Here is a 20624-nt window from a genome sequence, read left to right as displayed (position 1 = left end):
GTGCCTCACTTTTAATTTGCATTTTCAATAATTGCTTGAACCGCTTCATCATCATATCCAGTCACCATTGCAACCACATCAGAGTAACGGATATACCCTAATGGATGATCATGGTGATTGACCACAACCAATGGGTATTTTTGATTGATAAATAGTGGCAATAAATCAGATATTTGCATATCGGCCAAAACTTTAGGCACATCAACTAAAATAGATTGAATTTCATGTTGATTTTTCTCAATCTGTTTTCGAACATCTTTTTCACGTATATACCCCTTAAAACCGTTCATTTCATCAATAACAGGCATAAATTTCATGTAAAAACGCTCCATTTGCCGAATGGTTGCTGCAGGGCCATCCTTACCTAATTGAACCTTGGCCTTAAATGGTTCCATAATAGAAGAGGCTGTAATGATTTTGGCTAAATCAACACTTTCGGTAAACGCTTTGACATAATCATCTGCTGGATTTAAAAGAATATCTTCTGATGTACCTTGCTGAACAACCACACCATCTTTCATAATGGCAATTGTATTGCCCAATTTAAGCGCTTCATCTAAATCATGTGTAATAAAAATAATCGTCTTTTTTAATTTTTGCTGAATTTGCAATAAGTCGTCCTGCATTTGTGTACGAATCAAAGGATCTAATGCACTAAATGCTTCGTCCATTAACAAAATCTGTGAATCATTGGCAATGGCTCTGGCTATACCAACTCTTTGCTGCATACCACCACTTAATTGATTTGGATAGGTATGCTCATATCCCTTTAAACCAACTATTTGAATAATTTCTTCTGCCTTTTTGTGTCTATCCGCAAGAGAAGCTCCTTGTATTTCTAATCCAAAAGCAACGTTTTCTAAAATGGTTCGATGCGGCAATAAGCCAAAATTTTGAAAAACCATGCTGATCTTATGTCGACGCAAATTCAACAAGGCTTCTTTATTCATTTGAGTAATATCATCACCATCAATACGAATAGAACCTGATGTTGGTATATTCAACATATTTAAACAACGTAACAATGAAGACTTACCACTTCCAGATAACCCCATAATGACAAAAATTTCGCCTTCTTTAATCGATAAATTGACATCATTAACGGCTACAGTACACTTCGTTTTAGTATGAATTTCTTTTTTGCTTTTTCCTTGTTTTAACATTTTCATCGCCTGCTTTTTATTGGCGCCAAAAATGAGGAATAATTTTTCGATATTGATTTTACTCATTAATTTTTCTACTCCTTTTTATATGAAATAAATAAAATGTTTTCTATCCATAACGCTCCTGATATTTTTGAAAAAACAAAGCCCCACCTGAACCGAGGTACAGGATCGCCCCTACAAAAATAATATTTTGATGGAAATATGCTATTAATATGGAAAAACCTATATTAATTTCCAAAAGCTGCTTTAAGCCATATATAAATTTGATAAAAATCTAAAATAGATTTTATAAAAACAAAATCTTAATCTATAAAAACCACAGTATATTTATGATTAATATATTTTGAGACTGAAGATAATTAATTTTATCGGTTTTACGTAACAATTAATCTAAAAGATTTAATTAAAAAGCAACAAAAATTTATTGATTTTTTATTTAAACATATTTTTTTACTGAATGCAAACCTTTATACAATAATTCAATCAATTTAATTAAAAATCTAAATAGTTTTCCTAATGAAAAATAATTTTTTTGGTCAAATAAATGATGATCGATATTAAATAGTTATCGTATTAAAGTGTTCACTACTTCTCACCCAAGTTGTACGTTATAATACCTCTTTGAGTAAAATCAATTTATTTTATGCGTAAAGTCCAGCCAAATAACCGAGTAGACCAACAACCTTGTTATCTTTTGACCAGCTATCCTTGGAAAGAAAGCAGTTTATGGCTAGAGATATACAGCAAAGATTATGGACGAGTGCCTTTATTGGCACGCAGTGCCCGAAAACCTCAATCAATGCTTCGGGGTACATTAATGCCTTTTACACCATTAGAAATTTCTTGGTTCGGCAATAATGAACTGCGGACTTTACATACAGTAACCCGTTTACAAGGTTGGCCTCAACCTAATGGGCAAGCACTATTATCTGGTTTATATGTGAATGAACTCATGCTTAAATTAACCGTAAGAGATGATGCATCTGCTGCTTTATTTCAGGCTTTTGAAAAAATAGCACATGCCTTATGCACCAATCAGTCACCTACTTTAAATTTGCGTTTATTTGAATGGTCACTACTTGATTTACTTGGTTTTGCACCAGATATCTCACACGACAACAATAACCAACCTATTGAAGCAGATAAACAATACCTAATGCACCCAGAACAGCCGCCTCAACTTTATCATGATAGTTTAGAAAAGCTGGAAAATACTGTCGTAATTCAAGGGCAAAGCTTAATTGATTTACACAACCAAACACTGAGCCAAACACAAAGTAAAACCGATATTTTGACATTAAACCGCTTGTTTTTGAATTTTAGGTTACCAGAAAACCTCAGTAGCCGAAAATTAATTACCCAATTAAACCAGTTTACTTGAAAGAGAAACCCATATGCTGTTAGGTGTAAATATAGATCATATCGCCACTTTACGTAATGCAAGGGGAACCACTTACCCCAGCCCTCTTGAAGGAGCATTAATGGCAGAAACTTACGGAGCTGATTTAATCACACTGCATCTGAGAGAAGATAGGCGTCACATAAAAGATGCAGATGTTTTTTTAATTAAACAAGCATTACAAACCCGTATGAATTTAGAAATGGCTCTGACAAATGAAATGCTGGAAAATGCCTTGCAAGTACAACCAGAAGATGTCTGCTTGGTTCCAGAAAAGCGAGAAGAAGTCACCACTGAAGGTGGATTGGATGTTTTAAGCAAACAAACACAAATTGCACACTTTATTCAAGAACTTTCAAACGCAAACATACGAGCCTCTTTATTTATTGATGCTGACTTAGCGCAAATCCAAGCGGCAAAAGATATAGGCGCCCCTGTCATTGAATTACACACAGGAGCCTATGCAGATGCTCAAGGGTGCATAGAAAAAGAACAGGAATTACATCGCATAAAACAAGCAAGTTCCTTTGCTCAATCTCTGGGGTTAGTTGTCAATGCAGGACATGGGCTAAACATCCATAATGTCACGCCCATTGCCCAAATCAAAGAAATTAAAGAATTAAATATTGGACACGCATTGATTAGCCAAGCCATATTTTTAGGTTTACCTGAAGCAATCAAACAAATGAAAAAGGTCATGCAAATGGCTCGATTATCTATTGGACATCAATAATGACTCAGAAGAATATTTTACATGTGGTTGCGGGTATTATCTTTAACGAGGAAGGGCTTATTTTATTAAGTAGCCGCCCAGAAGGTAAATCGCACGCAGGTTTTTGGGAATTCGCTGGTGGTAAAGTTGAAGCAAAAGAAACAGAATTTGAAGCCTTAAAACGAGAGCTTTTGGAAGAATTAAATATTGAAGTCATCGAGGCTTTGCCGTGGCTTACCAAAAAACATGAATATGAGCATCATTATGTTTACCTGCACTTTTTTTGGGTCACCCGCTGGCAAGGGGTACCACAAATGAAAGAGCAGCAACAAATCAGCTGGCAAAATCCACTTAACTTAACGGTTGGCCCAATGCTAGAAGCAAACGAACCTATTTTAAAAGCACTGAGCATACCCCGTTGTTTTTTTGGGCACCCAACAACACAATTACAAGGCAGCCTTTTTTCTCATCAACTGATACTCAAACCAAGCAATCATGCCACTGCTGATTCTGGTCTATTATTAAATCCAGAAGAACTCCACAAACTCAAAACAAAACCCAAATCTCATCAATGGGTTGTTGCTCAAATCAACACCCCTCAAGAATGGGAAAAATGTGCTCAACTTAAGCTCGATGCGGCTGTTTTAAGCATCACCAATATACAAGAGCTACATACTATGTTTGAAGCATTAAAAAACAATATGCCAACTGCTCTTATTGTGAACCCAACCGAGCCAATACACACAAAACAAATTTTAAACCAATATGCATGCAGTATCGTAGAAGGCAATCAATGGACAAGCTGACTCGACAACAAAAAATCACTATTGCTTCTATTTTGCTGGTTGCAGCCAGTATAAAAGTCGTTTTTTTGGTTGTATGGTTTTTCAATGATCGGCACACACCTGATCAAAATCTGGTGGTCAAAATACCATCATGCAATATCAAAGCCGGCTGTGAACTACCCAATGGTGACGAAATTCAATTTATTGGCACGCTTAATAGCAAAACCCCCTTTTCCATTTTATATAAAAGCTCTAAAGCTAGTGAACGTAATGTCAGTGTTCAGTTTGAAATGAAAAATATGGATATGGGGTTTAACCGTTATAAACTAATCAATAGCCACAATAATACGGAACAAAAAGAAGCACAAAATGTTCGACTGCCTGTTTGTACAGACCATAGAATGGATTATATCGCCACAGTAAAAGTAGATAATCAAGCATACTTAATTGAATTTAAAGGACAACACTAAATTTAATCAATGTATGTTTATATCTATTCAGTTTAAGTTAAAATAATAATCTGGATATTAAAAAGGATATTTATCGTGTCAGATGACCAACTACAACCCCATCGTCAGGCAATAGACAATATTGATCAGGAAATTTTAACCTTATTAAACAAAAGGGCTGAACATGCTCATGCAATCGGTGCCTTAAAAGGAAGTGGCGTTGTTTATCGACCAGAAAGAGAAGCTCAAGTTTTAAAACGTATTCAATCCCTTAATTCTGGACTATTACCCAACGAAGCAGTTGCTCGTCTATTCAGGGAAATCATGAGTGAATGTTTGGCTGTTGAGCGCCCTTTAACCATTGCCTACCTTGGTCCAGAGGGTACATTTAGTCAACTGGCCACAACGAAACACTTTGGGCACGCAGCAAAAACACAAGCATGTCATTCAATTGACGATGCATTTCGCTTAGTTGAAGCCCGTCAAGCAGACTATGTCGTTGCTCCTATTGAAAACTCAACAGAAGGCGCAGTCGGTAGAACTTTAGACTTACTGGTTGCTTCTCCTTTAAAAGCCTGTGGGGAAGTGATGTTACGTATTCACCATCACCTATTAAACAAAGATGGAGACATGAGCTGTATCAAGGAGATATGCGCTCACCCTCAAGCTTTGGGACAATGCCACGAATGGCTTAATCGTAACTTACCTGCATCAGTCAAACGTGTGCCTGTTTCAAGTAATGCTGAGGCGGCAAAAATAGCCAGTGAACATAACCATATTGCGGCTATTGCTTCTCAAGCAGCAGCAGAGCGCTACCACTTAATAAAAATAGCTTCTAATATTGAAGATGAGCCTAATAATACAACTCGATTTTTGGTATTAGGGCATCAACTAACCGATATTAGCGGACATGACAAAACTTCTTTAATTGTATCCGTTGCGCATCGAGCTGGCAGCATCTATGAACTACTAAAAGTTTTTGCTGAACATGGCGTTTCCATGACTAAATTTGAAAGCCGTCCTTCTCGTACAGGCTTATGGGAATATGTGTTTTTTATTGACATTGAAGGACATCAAAAGCAAGAGAATGTTGCCCAGTCCTTAACTGAACTGGAAAGTGATGTCAGCTTTATCAAAATAATTGGTTCTTACCCTATTGCTGTATTGTAAGCAAAAAAGAATAATAAACGGGCAAAATAAATAAATGTATTTTGCCCATCTATTTATTTTTTAGGTGTTTCAAATCCAACAGTTAAATTTTCATTAATTCTTTTCAGAATAGATGTATCTAAATAAGCAAGCTTATTAACTACTGCACAAAATATCTTTTTTCTTTTTTTCAAATCTTTTTTTGAATAAACACTATTGTCACCAGAAAAAATAATGGTAACCGTATTTTTTTTCTTTCCATCTTTATGTTTTTTACTATTTTGTGTTTTCATTTTGTCCCCGACATTTAAAAATATAAATTAATAATAAATTGAAAATTTACCCATTAATTATAAATATAAATTATCAAAAAAAGCAAAAAACAAAATGGTTTTTTACATAACTTATCATTTTTATTAATTAAAAATGCTATTAAACCGCCACAAATCTACATTTCAAAATATTTGATTAACAAAACAAAAATAATATAAAAAACCAAAACAAAAAATCTATAGCATTGTTTTTAATCCACATAAAATTAGGGCAAGATGATCACATCAATGCCCTAATAAAATGGAAGAAAAGAATAAATGAAACTATTTAACTTGTTTTAATAATGCACGTGATACGGCAGAATCAAAACTATCTTGAGAACCTGATTCTCTTTTTTGTTTGACGATATACTCATCACGCTGTTTTGCTAAATCCTTAATTTTGTTTTTCAAAGTGGTACGTTCAGCAATCAACTCTTGCACATATGCTTCTTTTTGCGCATCAGTCATACTTTGCATATTGGTTGGCAATTCTTCGTTCTTTAATTTTTTCAAATCTATTGTTTTATTTTCCACCCCTTGAATTAAATCATCACTAGAATAAGCATAAGCATTCATACTCTTATTAACCGCACGAGCAGCCTGAGCTTCAGCAGGAGCGGCCTTAATTTTAGACTCTTGAGCCACAAAGCCAGAAAGAGCAGTTTGCCGTTTAGCAGCATTACCTACAGGTACATACATTTTTCCTAATTGCGTATTTAAGCGTACCAATTCTTGATCATATGGCGTATTAATCGTCACAACACCCCCAGTTTGAGCAATGGCAAAGTACTCCCCCCCACCATACTGAGCAATTGTTCTCCACTCATCAGCTGTACCTTTTATAGAGCCACATTGAATAGTATTCACAATAATGCCCTTGGCTTTTGCGGCTTTGGTGGTCGTGATGACATCTGGCACGTCTTTATAATCACGGTGAGAAGGTGCATCGCCAACTAAAAAGATAATTTGAGAAATATTTTTTTCTGGCTTAGACCAACCACCTTGAGCTAAGGCATCACGTAACGCCATACGCACATCTTCAGGCGTATCACCACCACCTTGAGCTTTAAAGCCCATTAATGTTGTATAAATTTGATCCAAATTCTCGCTTAATGGCGTAACTTGAGTCACATACTCATCACCTCTATCTCTATAGGCAACCAAACCAACTTTAACTTTAGCTGCACTCCTCTGATTTTGCATAACATCATTAATAATACTCCACACCTTCGTTTTGGCGCCTTCAATTAAACCGCCCATGGAGCCGGTTGTGTCAATAACAAAAACAATTTCAATTGTCTTTTCCTGTTTGGGGATCACAGCCAAAGGCTTCGCAAACAGTAAACTACTTGATAACACAGCTAACGAAAACAACACGAATATTTTTTTAATCATGTAAAAACTCCTATTTTGATGACAATCATTATTTCTAAAATCTATAATTGGCCTTTACTATCACCCACATAGTCGTTGTTCACAATACCTTTTTTATATAATTGATAACTTATGAAATAATATGTACCTTTTGTACAAAAATATAGAAATTTAATGCCCAAATGATTTCAAAAGATGATTTAAAAAGTTTTATTCAATTTAGACAAACCGAACGAAGTTGGCACGTTCCCATATTAGCGGCACTTTGTATTGGCATGCCCTTAATGACTGGTTATTTTTTAGACAAGGTAGAAGACGGTATTTTAGCGTCTATGTCTGGGTTATTGATTTTATATTTACCCAACACATCTTTAATCAATCGAATATTACTGCTGATTATTTGTTCATTCGTTTTCATTGTTTCTTTTTTATTTGGCATCATTTTTAGCTTTAACGCTATCCTAGCGCCATTTGCACTTGGTTTTTATATATTTATTTTGTCTTACCTGACCAAATATTTCAAACTCAAACCACCAGGTTCATTTTTCTTCATTTTGATTACAGCCATTGCCATTTGTATGCCTTTTGATTTGTATGATATTCCCAAAAAAATTGGCTTAATCACTATGGGAACTATTTCAACTTGTCTATTAGCCTTTATTTATTCCATTGTGACCTTAAGAAATCAACCATCTAGAACCAATGTTATTATTAATAAAAATGACAATTATTTTTTAATATTTGAAGCTGCTATTGATGGTTTTTTTATTGGCTCATCATTATTAATTGCTTATTTATTAAACCTTGATAATCCCTATTGGGTACCTGTTTCTTGCGCTGCAGTTATGCAAGGCATAAACAGCAAACACATATGGCAAAGAAGCTTACACCGTATTGTAGGCACATTTATTGGGGTTGGTTTAGCATGGTTTTTATTAAATTTACAACTATCAACCTTAAGTATTTGTCTGGCGATTATCACTTTACAATTTTGTGTGGAACTATTGGTTGTGCGTAATTATGCTATGGCAGTTGTGTTTATCACCGCTTTAACTATTTTCCTGGCTGAAGCTGGACACAGTATCAGAAGCTCACCTGACCTTTCAGTTTATACCCGCATTTTGGATATTACTTTGGGGAGCATAATTGGTGCCATAGGAGGCTGGTTTTTATATCATCAAAAATTAAAAAATGGGTTTAAACGACAAATAAGAAAAACCAATATACAACTTAAAAAACTTCGTTAGTGTTTTTTATTTTTACCACCCCTAAAAAAACAAAGCCACATGTTAACCATGTGGCTTGATAAAAAATAGGTTGTAATAACCCCTTCTTAATTCCAAGTGTACGTTAATCTGCCTGTAATGGTACGTGGTGCACCGTAATAACAGTAGAAACTACAGCCTGACAAATAATCTTTATCAGTAATATTACGAACATTTAACTGTAACTGCCAATTTTGATTGATCTTATATTGTGCCATAACATCCCATAAGGTATATGAAGACACTTTATACCCAGAATAATACTGCTCATCCGTTGTGGAACCCACATATCTTAAGCCCGTGCTTAAACTTAATCCTTCTAAGGCACCATCAATAAATTCATATTTCACCTGAGCTGAAGCCATATTCTTTGGTGTCAAAGGTGTCTGAATGGTTTTATCCGATGATAAATCCTGACGAGAATGATAATGGGTATAATTTGCCAAAACTGACCAAGAATCTGTCACCCGAATATCTGCCTGTAACTCAACCCCTTTATTTTGTCTTTTACCTGCTTGAACAGAAATATTGGATGAGTCAGAAATCAATGCGTTTTTTTCCTTTAAATCAAAATAGGCAATTGAAAATTTACCTACCATCCACTGAGGGGCATATTTTAAACCTCCTTCATACTGCTCACCTTCATAAGGTTTGTATGATCGACCATAGCCATCTGAACCTGCAATGGGATTAAATGATTGTGCATAACGAATATAAGGCGCCAAACCATTGGAAGCTGTATACATGAGCCCACCAGAAAATGAGTTTTTACTGATGTTATAATCTGTTTGAGTGCCACTCATATAACCAGTATTTTTGGCTTTATCATGGCGTATCCCCATATTAACAACCCAGTTTTTATTGATTTTCATACTATTTTGTGCATAAAAGCCCAGCTGTGACTGATCTATTTTATAAGGAGTTGCCACAACATCAACGCTAGTACCATACACAGGATCAAACAAATCAATACCACCGACCATACCAAACCCATTATTTTGACCGTTGGTTTTGGCTTTTAAATAATCAACCCCAACTAATAATGTATTTTCTAGCCAGCTATTTTCCCATTTTTTACTGATGCGATTGTCAATACTATGTGTTTTTGATGTACCATCACTATAACTGTAACCACGATAAGCGGTTCGATCGTTATCAGCAGAATAAGCAAAAACCCCTAACAAATTCATGTCTAAATGGTTAAAACGGTAGTTCTGTGAAATTAACCACCCATTACCAAAACTGTGCTTGAACTCATAACCTAAAGAGTATTGTGTACGGGTTAAATTATCTGCATCTGGCTCACCAAAGTAAGTAGAACGGCCAATTTTTCCGTATGGTGTAGAAATTAAAGAACCATAACCAGGTAAAAAACCATTGGTGGGTATACCATCTTCTTTCTGGAAACTGGTTAGCAAAGTTAAACTGGTTTGATCACTTATATCCCAACTTAAACTTGGTGCGAAATAATAATGCTTCATTTTGGTGTAATCTTGAGCACCATTTTCTTGTCTGACTTGTCCAACTAAACGATAACGTACGCGCCCGTCATCTGTTAACAATCCACTATAATCACCGCTTAGACCCAGCTGATCTTTATTACCAAAACTCAAATTAATTTCACCTGCAGGCGAAGATTTAGGACGCTTGCTCACCAAATTAACACGTCCACCTGTTTCTGATGCACCATATAATAAGGAATCGGCTCCTTTGACCACTTCTATGCTTTCAAGCCCATAAACTTCAGGCGTCCAAACAAAAAAACCATTAGGTGCGGTTGTTGTGCCATCAAGGGAAACAGATGCATCAAAGCCTCTGATTTTAAACCACTCAGTTTTATTGTCTGTACCATATGGCTCAGCCTGAATACCTGATTGATACTGTAGTGCTTCATCTACTTTTTTGGCTTGCGTGTCTTTAATATCATTTTCGCGAATAACGGTTGTTGATTGTGGCAAAAAATATTGAATACCATTAAATTTCCCCATTGAACCAATCACATGCACATCTTCTATATCTGCTTTTGGCACGGCTTCCTCAGAAGCATTTACCTGTGCATAACTGAACACTGGAATCAACGCAGCGACCAATAATGTATAACGAGCACTACATTTTCTTGTTGACTGACAAAACGACATTTATATACCTTTCCTGACAAAACCCACTTTTCAATGATTAAATCATTTAATTTTTTAGCATTTAAATAAATATGAATAATCAGAATATTCGAAATATCGCGATTATACATCACCAAAGATAATGATAAGCATTATTATTTAATTAATATGATAAATTTTATTGAATAAATATGAATAGGTTATGATCCATTTTCAAATGAGTGTTTGATGCTTTTTTCTGAAACAGAATAAAATTTGCCTTGATCCATTTTCACAATACGATCTGCATGTTTGAAATATTTATCGTCATGGCTGATAGCAAAAACAGTGTGACCTTGATTTCTTAAAATAGGCAATAATTGCTCATAAAAAATTTGCCTAAAATAAGGGTCTTGATCGGCTGCCCACTCATCTAAAACCAAAATACTCTTTTGCTCAAGCGCAGCAGAAAGCAAGGCCAACCGTTTGCGTTGCCCTTGTGATAAATTTGGATTCAAAATAACCTGATTTTTAATTTGAACTTTTTGAGTCAATTGTAATGAGTTCAACCATTGTTCAATTAGTTCTTCAGAAACATCTTGCCCTAACCCATCGAGTAACTGATTAAATAAATGAAAGTCAGTAAACACTGAGCTAAACAAACTTCGGTAGGCAAAAATATTATCCTGATTGACTGTTTGCTGATCAACCAAAATACTGCCTGTTAATGGTTGATACAAACCAGTTAACAACATAGATAAAGTCGATTTACCACTACCATTGGCACCGATTAAAAATATGGTTTCACCTCGATTTAAAGTAAAGTCTATAGGCCCAACACTAAACGCTGAACCTGTTTCTTTATTCTTACCGTATCGATAACAAACACCTTTAAATTCAATAGATTGCCATTGATCAAATAATGTATTTTGATGATTAAAATCAGGCTCAAATATAGATAGTTGTAACTGTTCTATAGCCTTAAGAGAAATTTTACCTTGTAAGAAGGTAGGAAAAGCACCTATAGCTGAAATGAGTGGTGTTCGAATAAACAAAACAGCTAAAGCAATAGTAATAGCATCTGGTATTGAAGCCCAGCCATGATAAATAGACAAATACAAAATAAACCCAACAGCACCCAACATCATTACATTGGTCCAATTACCAGCAAATGCATGATAATGATCAGCTCGAGCAATATGATGTTTATGGATTTTAGCATCTTGATCAAAAGTAACATCATAAAAATGTTGAGCACGATATCGATTTAACACCAGTTCTTTATGTCCATCCAATACAGATTCATAATGTTGCTGTAACTGATTGTGCTTACCACGCATAATATTAAGGTGTGCATACACTTTTTTTACAGTCCAGTGCCCCCCAATTAAAGTGGCCACAATCCAAACACCTGTTACAGCAAACAAACTAGGAGACAATAAAAATAAATAAATACTGGCACATAACACAAATACACCGCCTTGTAGCAATTCAGGCAAACGGACAAAAGCATGTGTAATACTGAGAATATCATTGGTGATACTGGCCATAATTTTAGCCTTACCCAATCGTTGGATATGTTCAAAATCTGTATCCATAATCCGCTTAATAAATTGTTTTCTTAATTCATAAACAAAAGTATGACCTAAATTGGTTAAAGTAATTTGAGCCAAAGTAGCCACCAATAAATAAACAACCAACATCAACACAAATTGCCACAAAATATGATTAAACTGACTTTGTACATTGAGTAGTTTGCTGTTAATGAACATCAAAATACCTGTCCCAAATAAGCTTGAGATCATGGTCAGAATCAACATCTGAATCAATGCCAATTTATGTGTTTTTAAAACGGTGTAAAGTAAACTCATGAAGAAATCCAGCTATATTTTACGTAACATAAATAAAAAGTAAGCTCCACCTAATAAGGTTGCCACTAAACCTGCTGGGATTTCGTAAGGGAAAACCAAATAACGTCCCAGCCAATCAGCAAAAACCATTAACCACGTACCGAAAATAGCCGCAACCATCAACTGGCTTAATGTACGATGAAACCCAATTACACGAGCCAGATGTGGCGCAAATAAACCAACAAAACTTAAAGGTCCCATAATCAATGTTGCCAAGGCAGTCAAAACTGCACAAAATACAATTAAAAGCTTTCTTGCTACGGGTATGTTTAATCCCACTGACTGCGCAATGGTATTATTCAAACCAAGCAAATCAAGCCATTTATACAAAAATAAGCTGACAATAAAAAACACCACCGCAAGAATTGATAGACCAATAGAAACAGCAGCAGTTGCTTGATAGGTTGATCCTGCCAACCAAACCAATACCATTTGAATACGAGGGTCGCCACTGGCTAAAAACAGCCTGATCAAGGCATCAAATAAAGCAGCGATGGCAATGCCTGTAAGTAATACTTTATCAGGTAACATGCCATTATTTCTGTTGATCAAGCTCAAAATCATTAAAGTAATGAAAGCCGAAAAAACACCGATAAGCCAAAGTAAAACAGGCTGTGTGATGGAAAAAAATACACCTACTAACAAACCTATTGCTGTACCTGAACTAATCCCCAATAGTTCGGGGCTAGCCATTGGGTTTTGTGTCATTTTTTGTAAAATCACACCAGCTATTGATAGCATTAAACCTGCAGCAACCGCAGATAACAAACGAGGATAACGCAGTGGAATTAACTCAACATCCCAACCTGTCCAATGCCAACCTAAGATACCTTTACTGAAAAAAAGACTGAATAAAACACTAATGATCAAACCCAGAATAACCAAACCGATCGCCATTTTTTTATATTGTTTAGAGCGCTCCTGAACAATTGCCTCTGCCATAACTTGTTGGGGTTGATTAAATGTTCTAAAAATCAACCATAATAAAATAGGTGCTCCAATTAATGCCGTTACAGAGCCTGTAGATAATTGCCATTGGGTATCATTTTGCAATAATTGTAAGAGGCTATCGGTTAACAATAATAACAGCCCACCAACACTAAAAGCATAAACAAACTGTTGTCCAAGTTTTCTAACCTTTAATTGTCGAACGATTGAAGCTGCAGCCAACCCAACAAATCCAAACATGCCCACCATACTGACAACACTGGCACATAAATAAGCGGCAACCAATAAGCCAATAAAACGAATAACACCAACAGGAACACCTATACTTTTTGCTTGAGTATCGCCTAATCCCATAATTTGCATGGGTCGAATAATGCTACTTAATATCAAAGCACAGATAAGTAAACGCCCCCCTAAACTGATACAGTCTTGCCAGCTGTCTTGTACCAAAGAACCACTACCCCATAATAAAATACCACTGGCCTCTTCTGAAAAGAAAATCATCAATACAGAAGACAAAGCCCCCATATATAAACTAACGATCAAACCAGCTAAGATCATTCTAATGGGTATAAGCCCATTCTTTAACGATAACAATAAAACCAAAAATAAGCTTAATCCTGACCCAAATAAAGCCCAAACATCTGCATAACCGATTAAATATTGCGGTAAAAAAATACTGACAACAAACAATACTAACTGAGCACCACTGCCTACAGCTAAAGTGGTGTCTGCCGCTAATGGGTTATGTGTCATTTGTTGTAATACCATTGAACATAATCCCAATGCCCCACCAACCAAAACAGCCATAAAAAGTCTTGGTAAAACATTATTCTGGACAAGAAAAGCTTCTAAAGATAAAGTTGCTTCAGAATGAAATAAATCAAAAAAGCGAGTATGGATTAATTGTGTTTTCAACAATAAAAAAACACTACAACTACACAGTAACAGCAAAACAATATGGGTTAGCAGTATTGGTTGAAATTGAAAAGTTTTTTTTACCATGCTGTAACCTGTTGATGATTCAACCCTGCCACCAGCACATTGGCAAAACGCCCCATAGAAGGAAGCGCACCAAAACTCCAAACTGCAGGCAAAACTATCGTATTTTGCGGCTGACTAAAGGGTAGCCTTTGCCACAACAAACTCTTTTGTAATTGATGATCAATGTGCAAAGGATGAGGGTGAACCACGACCAACAATGTTTGTTTGGGCAATTTTGCTAATTGAGTTAAGTCGATATTATTAAATCCCCATGCATTCGTTTGCATATGCCAAGCATTGTTTAAGCCTAGCCGCTGTAACACCACATCAAATAGACTATTTTGACCATAAATGCGCACATGTCTAGCATCAATAAACTGAACAACAGCAATTGGTCGACGATGAAAAGCACTCAGTTGCATTTTTTGTTGATTTAATTGCTGCTGAATAGATTGAATCAATTGTTCAGCTTTAGCCGGATTACCAACAATCAAACCTAATTGACGAGTGGCTATAACGGTTTGCTGCCACGTAATGCCTTGATTTGAATAAAAATCAACTGACTCTTGTTGAATATTCTCCTTAAAACCAGACCCTAATTTTAAGGACCACCATGTTGAATTAAGTGCAATATCGGGTTTTAAGCTTTTAACCAACTCAATACTGGGCTGCACTCTAGAGCCAAGATCAACTGTTGTGGCACTTAATTTAGGTTCTTTTACCCAACGCTGATAAGCTTTTTTATCACCAATAGCTATTGGTGGTGCATCAAGCGCAATAAGGGTTTCTGCGATGGTCCAATCTACCGTAATAACTTTAGGCAAAGGTTTTGCCTGAACCTGAAAGCAAACCAAACATAAACTCAAAAACAAACCAAATAGTAAATTTTGTTTATTGTTCATATCAGCGCCACCGCCTGATGTGTAATAGGATGATCGATAATACTCAAAGAGATGTCATAAATATCCTTTAATACCTCTGTTTTCATTAAATCGTCTTTTGTTCCTGCAAAACATAAAGCACCATTTTTTAAAGCCAAAAACTGATCACAATACTGTGCAGCTAAATTGATGTCATGAATCACGATAATAATCCCTAATTTAAGCTCTCGTGCCAGCTTTTGAACCAAAGCCATGACTTCTACTTGATGGGCAATATCCAAAGCAGAAATAGGTTCATCTAATAATAAAAACTGGCTTTGTTGTGCCAAACACATTGCCAACCATACACGTTGCCTTTCTCCGCCAGATAATGTATGAACAAACCTGTCTCTAAATTTTGTGGTGTGGGTATATTCCAGAACCTGATTAAGCACTTTTTCATCTTCTGAATCGTAATGTTGGAAAAAAGAATGATGTGAAAATCGCCCCATTAAAACAAGCTCTGCAACAGTTAAGCCTGCCGCAGATGGTAAAGATTGGGGTAAATAAGCTACTTTTTGAGCGAACGCCCGACTACTCCAACTTTTTAATTTTTTTTGACCTAAAATGATATCGCCTGATGTAGGCTCTAATTGTCTGGCTAATAATTTAATTAATGTCGATTTACCAGAGCCATTATGACCAATTAAGCCATACACTTGCCCTGTTTTAAACTCAGCACAAATTGAATGAAGCAGGGTTCTTGTTTGTGCTGCAAAGCTAACATTATGTAACTGAAACACTTCCTACCCCGAAATTTGGGCATTCTAAATGATAATGATTCTTTTTTCAAGATCATCCATATTTCTTTAAAGATAAAATTGAACATTTAAATTAATCTAACCATTTTCAATGCTTTTTTCATAGTTATTAGCTATAAATGATTTATCATAAAACAATACTTAATTCTTTATTGTATAAAATAATTTCTATTGCTCAACTCTCTGTGATAAGATGGCTTTTATCAAAAATTAATACATTCTTTTGTATAAGATTGAGCTTTGGCGGTTTTATAATGAAAAAAACACATATTAACAGACTCACCACATGACAACGCCAACAGAACACACTTTTTTACAATTTGACCACTCAGCTCAACCAGAAAAAATCTACATTATTGGTGACTGGACGCTTGCTCACTATCATCTTCTATTAGCTAAAGTCTCGGAAACAGAAACCAAAGTAACAGACTCAACCATAATTGATTTAAGCCAACTAGGAAAGCTCGATACAGCAGGAGCTGCGTTATTAATCAAATTAATAAGTGAAAAGCATTTAAACCAGCTACACTTATATACAGATCAATTACCTGTTGAACGTCAAGTTTTATTACAAACAGTTAGTGATGCACTGAGCAATAGCAAAACGACACCTTCTAAACAAACACCCAATCCATTTATCGAATTTTTCGGAAAAATTGGTTACTCTGTCGAACAGTTTTACAAACACGCACTCACTTTATTAAATTTTATGGGCTTAACTTTAGAAGCCTTATTTAGAACCATTATTCGTCCATCAAGCTGGCGCATCACCTCTTTGGTTGCCAATATTGAACAAATTGGCTTTAATGCTGTGCCAATTATCATTTTATTAACTTTTATGGTGGGCGCTGTTATTGCCTTTCTTGGGGCAACAGTATTAGCAAATTTTGGAGCAACTGAATATACAGTTAATCTAGTGGTTTTTGCTTTCTTACGTGAGTTTGCCGTATTACTCACCGCCATTTTAATCGCTGGGCGAACAGCCAGTGCTTTTACTGCGCAAATAGGTTTGATGAAAGCCAATGAAGAAATCGATGCCATTCAAACTTTAGGCTTAAATCCTATTGAGTTATTGGTGCTCCCACGTGTTTTAGCCTTACTTGTGTCTTTACCCTTATTGACTTTTATTGGCATGATTAGCGGCATTTTTGGCGGCATGGTTGTTTGTGCAGCAACCTTAGATATTTCTACAACTATGTTTCTATCTATTACCCAAAGCAGCATTGAAGCCAGACACTTTTTTATTGGCATGGTTAAAGCCCCTATTTTCGCTTTTCTGATTGCCATTATTGGTTGCTTAGAAGGTTTTAAAGTTACGGGTAGTGCAGCTTCTGTAGGCGCTCGCACAACGGACAGTGTTGTCCACTCCATTTTTGTCGTCATTTTATTAGATGCCATTGCAGCATTATATTTTATGGAGATGGGCTGGTGAAACAAACAAAAGTAACGGCTGAACCCATTATTCAAATTCGCAACTTATGTAATCGCTTTGGCGCACAAACGGTACACGAACACCTTGATTTAGATATTTTTCGGGGTGAAATTATGGGTGTTGTTGGTGGTTCTGGTACAGGAAAATCTGTTTTATTACGTAGCATTATTGGCTTACGCCAACCAACATCAGGCTCCGTTCAGGTATTTGGGCAAGATTTACTGGCTCTACCGCCAGCTAAACGTTCTGAATTAGAACAACGATTTGGTGTTTTATTTCAGCAAGGCGCATTATTCAGTTCTTTAACCGTAACAGAAAATATTGTATTACCTTTAATTGAAAATGCAGGACTATTACGTACCGAAGCGGAGTATTTGGCACAAGTCAAACTCTCTTTAGTCGGTTTGCCACTAGATTCTGGCGATAAACTTCCAGCAGCTTTATCAGGTGGTATGATTAAACGGGTTGCACTTGCCAGAGCTTTGGCTCTTGACCCAGAAATATTATTTTTAGATGAACCAACTGCAGGACTAGATCCTATCAGTGCAGCAGCTTTTGATAATTTGATTAAAACACTAACGGATGCTCTTGGATTGACTGTTTTCCTTGTCACCCATGATTTGGATACACTTTACACAATTTGTGACAGAGTAGCTGTTTTATCGCAAAAAAAGGTTCTTGTTGTAGACACATTAGAAAATGTAGCAGCCAATAATGATGCTTGGATTCAAGATTATTTTCATGGCCCTCGTGGACGTGCAGCTGCTTATCAGGAAGCGGAACAAAAAAGGTAACGTACAATTATGGAAACTCGAGCACATTATGTCATTATTGGTCTTTTCACAGTTATTGTGATCAGTGCTGCTTTATTGTTTAGTTTATGGCTCAACAAATCAGGCGCCAATAACCAGTTTAAATACTATGATGTTGTGTTTAATGAAGCAGTAAATGGCTTATCACAAGGCAGTGCAGTGCAATATAGTGGTATTAAAATTGGTGAAATAACCCAATTAAAACTAGATGCACAAGATCCTCGTAAAGTATGGGCCAGAGTACGAATATCAGCAAGCACCCCTATAAGAAAAGATACTCAGGCTAAATTAACACTGACAAGCATTACTGGCAGTGCCGTAATCCAATTAAGTGATGGTTCTACTTCCAGCCCTTTACTGCAAAGTGACGACGATCACATTCCCGTTATTATTGCGACCCCTTCACCCTTAGCTAAAATATTAGCCAATGGCGAAGACTTAATGGTCAATATTAATCAATTAGCAGCCAATTTAAATCAGCTGGTTTCACAAGAAAATATCAACCATATCAATAAAACATTAAATAATCTAGAACAAATCACAGGGTCAGTTGCCAGTGAAAAAGAAAACATCCAGACGACCCTAAAAGAGCTGTCCGTTGCAAGCAAACAATTAAATGAAACGTTGACTCAAACCGCCGAGTTTACCAAAAATGCCAATCATTTATTAGATACTCAAGGTAAACAATTACTTACAGACACGACAAGAACAATGGCCTCTTTAGAACAAACCAGTGCCACACTCAATAGTTTACTAAAAGACAATCATTCATCTATTAATAATGGCTTAAGTGGGCTAAACGAATTAGGCCCCGCGCTTGGAGAGCTAAGGAAAACGTTAACTTCATTACGCAGTTTGACCAATCGACTTGGTGAAGCCCCTTCTTCTTTATTTAGCCAAGAAAAACCTAAAGAGGTTACACCATAATGATCTTTATTCATTTTATCCAAGGTTTAAAACAAAATATGTTACGTTTAAAATTATTCCTTATATTGACTTTATTAAGCGCTTGTTCTGTATTGCCAACACCGCCAAGTTTACAAAGCTATTTACTACCAAGCTATACAGATACAACACAAAATCCCCCTTACCAAACAATAAAGGCATCCTTACGCATTAACCAACCATATACCAGCCATTTTTTAAGCACTACTCGTATTGTGGCTCAATCACAAGGTAATGAGTTAGCTGTTTATAAAGGTGCTCGTTGGGCAGATCCAACACCTATTTTATTTCGTAATCGTGTCATACAAGAGTTCCGAACAGATGGGCGAATTAAAGCATTGAGCAGTGATGATGACCATTTACAAGCAGACTATGAATTAAATGGCGACCTTCTTGCTTTTCAAGGAGTGTCTCATTCAGAAGGCAATAAGGTTTTGATTCGTTTTTATGCAAAATTAACCCGCACATCAGATAAAAGCATTATAGCCAGCCAAACATTTGAAGTGAGCCAAGCAATTAATGGGCGAAATATTGATGGAGTAATTAAAGCTTTTGGCTTAGCCAATGACAGGTTAAATGCTCAACTATTAACTTGGGCTATCCAAAATATGCACTGATGATCAGTTAGATCCATCTTTAAAAAACGATACAAACTCAGTTACACCTTGGAATTAAATGACTTATTTATTTGATTCCATGGCATTTTCATTAATAAAAGCGCCATACCACAAAAACCTGTCACACCAGCAAAAAATAACCCTGCACCAACAAAAGTAGACAATAAATAAAAAGCAGGATGAATAAAAAACCCTAAGATAGAACCTAATAAAATCAAGCAACCTGCAATAATCTGGACTTGCCTCATAATAGAAATGGGTTGTTTGTTGTTGAAATAAATTTCTTTTCCTGCCTTTTTCCATGCATTCAAACCACCTTCTAAAATATAGCCACTTTGATGAACATAAGCGGCCAGAATATCCTGATTATTTTTTGTTCTTTGCCCAGACAAACAATAGAATATGACGGTTTTGCCTTCATCAACACTCATATTTGACTGAAACATTTGTTCAACAGGTATATTCTGAGCATTGAGAATATGCTCACGATTAAATTCTTCTGCTGAACGAATATCGATTAATAACGCGCCATTTTTTATTAACTGTTGCATTTGATCAGTACCAATGAATTCAATAGACATCATGA

The 20624-nt window shown here is 36.0% G+C and carries 19 protein-coding genes; 10 read left to right on the top strand and 9 right to left on the bottom strand.

Annotation, left to right across the window (positions count from 1 at the left end; all coding sequences use genetic code 11):
* Positions 1–11: 11 nt before the first annotated feature.
* The gene (locus tag AADH04_RS14030) at positions 12–1229 is read right to left on the bottom strand and encodes a quaternary amine ABC transporter ATP-binding protein (protein WP_434777895.1); all 1218 of its coding nucleotides are present in this window, start codon (positions 1227–1229) and stop codon (positions 12–14) included.
* A gap of 580 nt (positions 1230–1809) precedes the next feature.
* Between AADH04_RS14030 and recO the strand changes: the two genes are divergently transcribed.
* The 5 genes from recO (at position 1810) to pheA (ending at position 5681) form a co-directional block, all read left to right on the top strand.
* Complete coding sequence (gene recO, locus AADH04_RS14025) at positions 1810–2547, top strand: DNA repair protein RecO (RefSeq protein WP_434777894.1); 738 nt, start codon at positions 1810–1812, stop codon at positions 2545–2547.
* Positions 2548–2560: 13 nt separating this feature from the next.
* Positions 2561–3298 carry a pyridoxine 5'-phosphate synthase gene (pdxJ, locus tag AADH04_RS14020; protein WP_434777893.1) on the top strand — a complete coding sequence of 246 codons (738 nt, stop codon included), beginning with the start codon at positions 2561–2563 and terminating at the stop codon, positions 3296–3298.
* Entirely contained in the window at positions 3298–4083 is a 786-nt protein-coding gene (locus AADH04_RS14015; RefSeq protein WP_434777892.1) for an NUDIX domain-containing protein, read from the top strand. Before pdxJ ends, AADH04_RS14015 begins: the two co-directional genes overlap by 1 nt.
* A complete protein-coding gene (locus AADH04_RS14010; protein WP_434777891.1) occupies positions 4071–4532 on the top strand; it encodes a hypothetical protein in 462 nt (153 codons plus the stop codon). Before AADH04_RS14015 ends, AADH04_RS14010 begins: the two co-directional genes overlap by 13 nt.
* A gap of 75 nt (positions 4533–4607) precedes the next feature.
* Positions 4608–5681 (top strand): prephenate dehydratase, encoded by a 1074-nt coding sequence (pheA, locus tag AADH04_RS14005; protein WP_434777890.1) that lies wholly within the window; start codon positions 4608–4610, stop codon positions 5679–5681.
* Between the two features lie 53 nt (positions 5682–5734).
* Here the strand turns inward: pheA and AADH04_RS14000 are convergent, their stop codons facing one another.
* Both AADH04_RS14000 and AADH04_RS13995 read right to left on the bottom strand, forming a co-directional pair.
* Positions 5735–5953 (bottom strand): hypothetical protein, encoded by a 219-nt coding sequence (locus AADH04_RS14000; RefSeq protein ID WP_434777889.1) that lies wholly within the window; start codon positions 5951–5953, stop codon positions 5735–5737.
* A 303-nt stretch (positions 5954–6256) separates the two neighbouring features.
* A complete protein-coding gene (locus AADH04_RS13995; protein ID WP_434777888.1) occupies positions 6257–7369 on the bottom strand; it encodes a vWA domain-containing protein in 1113 nt (370 codons plus the stop codon).
* Positions 7370–7530: 161 nt separating this feature from the next.
* On the opposite strand from AADH04_RS13995, the gene AADH04_RS13990 reads away from it, so the two are divergent.
* Positions 7531–8595, top strand: a complete 1065-nt coding sequence (locus AADH04_RS13990; protein WP_434777887.1) for an FUSC family protein — start codon at positions 7531–7533, stop codon at positions 8593–8595.
* A gap of 86 nt (positions 8596–8681) precedes the next feature.
* Here the strand turns inward: AADH04_RS13990 and AADH04_RS13985 are convergent, their stop codons facing one another.
* From AADH04_RS13985 to AADH04_RS13965, 5 genes are all read right to left on the bottom strand, one after another.
* On the bottom strand, positions 8682–10751 hold the full coding sequence (locus AADH04_RS13985) for a TonB-dependent siderophore receptor (RefSeq protein WP_434777886.1): 2070 nt from the start codon (positions 10749–10751) through the stop codon (positions 8682–8684).
* Positions 10752–10930: 179 nt separating this feature from the next.
* Complete coding sequence (locus AADH04_RS13980) at positions 10931–12580, bottom strand: multidrug ABC transporter permease/ATP-binding protein (RefSeq protein ID WP_434777885.1); 1650 nt, start codon at positions 12578–12580, stop codon at positions 10931–10933.
* A gap of 12 nt (positions 12581–12592) precedes the next feature.
* Complete coding sequence (gene fhuB, locus AADH04_RS13975) at positions 12593–14572, bottom strand: Fe(3+)-hydroxamate ABC transporter permease FhuB (protein ID WP_434777884.1); 1980 nt, start codon at positions 14570–14572, stop codon at positions 12593–12595.
* Positions 14566–15453: an ABC transporter substrate-binding protein gene (locus AADH04_RS13970; RefSeq protein WP_434777883.1), complete on the bottom strand. Its 888-nt coding sequence runs from the start codon at positions 15451–15453 to the stop codon at positions 14566–14568. Before AADH04_RS13970 ends, fhuB begins: the two co-directional genes overlap by 7 nt.
* Positions 15450–16214, bottom strand: a complete 765-nt coding sequence (locus tag AADH04_RS13965; RefSeq protein ID WP_434777882.1) for an ABC transporter ATP-binding protein — start codon at positions 16212–16214, stop codon at positions 15450–15452. Before AADH04_RS13965 ends, AADH04_RS13970 begins: the two co-directional genes overlap by 4 nt.
* Positions 16215–16518: 304 nt before the next feature.
* On the opposite strand from AADH04_RS13965, the gene AADH04_RS13960 reads away from it, so the two are divergent.
* Genes AADH04_RS13960 through AADH04_RS13945 form a run of 4 tightly spaced genes read left to right on the top strand, consistent with a single transcriptional unit; the run spans position 16519 to position 20038 of the window.
* Positions 16519–17664 carry an MlaE family lipid ABC transporter permease subunit gene (locus AADH04_RS13960; protein ID WP_434777881.1) on the top strand — a complete coding sequence of 382 codons (1146 nt, stop codon included), beginning with the start codon at positions 16519–16521 and terminating at the stop codon, positions 17662–17664.
* Positions 17661–18458: an ABC transporter ATP-binding protein gene (locus tag AADH04_RS13955; protein ID WP_434777880.1), complete on the top strand. Its 798-nt coding sequence runs from the start codon at positions 17661–17663 to the stop codon at positions 18456–18458. The genes AADH04_RS13960 and AADH04_RS13955 overlap by 4 nt, the downstream gene beginning before the upstream one ends.
* Before the next feature lie 9 nt (positions 18459–18467).
* Positions 18468–19403 carry an MlaD family protein gene (locus tag AADH04_RS13950; protein WP_434777879.1) on the top strand — a complete coding sequence of 312 codons (936 nt, stop codon included), beginning with the start codon at positions 18468–18470 and terminating at the stop codon, positions 19401–19403.
* A 38-nt stretch (positions 19404–19441) separates the two neighbouring features.
* A complete protein-coding gene (locus AADH04_RS13945) occupies positions 19442–20038 on the top strand; it encodes an ABC-type transport auxiliary lipoprotein family protein (RefSeq protein ID WP_434777878.1) in 597 nt (198 codons plus the stop codon).
* 41 nt (positions 20039–20079) lie between these two features.
* On the opposite strand, the gene AADH04_RS13940 is transcribed toward AADH04_RS13945, so the two are convergent.
* Positions 20080–20622, bottom strand: coding sequence for a rhodanese family protein (locus AADH04_RS13940; RefSeq protein WP_434777877.1), 543 nt, complete (start codon positions 20620–20622; stop codon positions 20080–20082).
* Between the last annotated feature and the right edge of the window lie 2 nt (positions 20623–20624).

This window comes from Neisseria sp. Ec49-e6-T10 (assembly GCF_051132615.1).
In the GTDB taxonomy this organism is placed as follows: Bacteria; Pseudomonadota; Gammaproteobacteria; order Burkholderiales; family Neisseriaceae.
The sequence above is the reverse complement of the archived record's forward strand: the minus strand, read 5'-3'. Positions and strand labels throughout refer to the sequence as shown.

Bases quoted from the DNA above. Each gene is read 5' to 3' on its own strand.
- AADH04_RS13980 (WP_434777885.1), bottom strand. From the start codon at position 12,580: ATGAGTTTACTTTACACCGTTTTAAAAACACATAAATTGGCATTGATT.
- AADH04_RS14010 (WP_434777891.1), top strand. From the start codon at position 4,071: ATGGACAAGCTGACTCGACAACAAAAAATCACTATTGCTTCTATTTTG.
- AADH04_RS13950 (WP_434777879.1), top strand. From the start codon at position 18,468: ATGGAAACTCGAGCACATTATGTCATTATTGGTCTTTTCACAGTTATT.
- AADH04_RS14000 (WP_434777889.1), bottom strand. From the start codon at position 5,953: ATGAAAACACAAAATAGTAAAAAACATAAAGATGGAAAGAAAAAAAAT.
- fhuB (WP_434777884.1), bottom strand. From the start codon at position 14,572: ATGGTAAAAAAAACTTTTCAATTTCAACCAATACTGCTAACCCATATT.
- AADH04_RS13945 (WP_434777878.1), top strand. From the start codon at position 19,442: ATGTTACGTTTAAAATTATTCCTTATATTGACTTTATTAAGCGCTTGT.
- AADH04_RS13940 (WP_434777877.1), bottom strand. From the start codon at position 20,622: ATGATGTCTATTGAATTCATTGGTACTGATCAAATGCAACAGTTAATA.
- pdxJ (WP_434777893.1), top strand. From the start codon at position 2,561: ATGCTGTTAGGTGTAAATATAGATCATATCGCCACTTTACGTAATGCA.
- AADH04_RS14030 (WP_434777895.1), bottom strand. From the start codon at position 1,229: ATGAGTAAAATCAATATCGAAAAATTATTCCTCATTTTTGGCGCCAAT.
- AADH04_RS13990 (WP_434777887.1), top strand. From the start codon at position 7,531: ATGATTTCAAAAGATGATTTAAAAAGTTTTATTCAATTTAGACAAACC.
- AADH04_RS13995 (WP_434777888.1), bottom strand. From the start codon at position 7,369: ATGATTAAAAAAATATTCGTGTTGTTTTCGTTAGCTGTGTTATCAAGT.
- AADH04_RS13970 (WP_434777883.1), bottom strand. From the start codon at position 15,453: ATGAACAATAAACAAAATTTACTATTTGGTTTGTTTTTGAGTTTATGT.
- recO (WP_434777894.1), top strand. From the start codon at position 1,810: ATGCGTAAAGTCCAGCCAAATAACCGAGTAGACCAACAACCTTGTTAT.
- AADH04_RS13985 (WP_434777886.1), bottom strand. From the start codon at position 10,751: ATGTCGTTTTGTCAGTCAACAAGAAAATGTAGTGCTCGTTATACATTA.
- AADH04_RS14015 (WP_434777892.1), top strand. From the start codon at position 3,298: ATGACTCAGAAGAATATTTTACATGTGGTTGCGGGTATTATCTTTAAC.
- AADH04_RS13960 (WP_434777881.1), top strand. From the start codon at position 16,519: ATGACAACGCCAACAGAACACACTTTTTTACAATTTGACCACTCAGCT.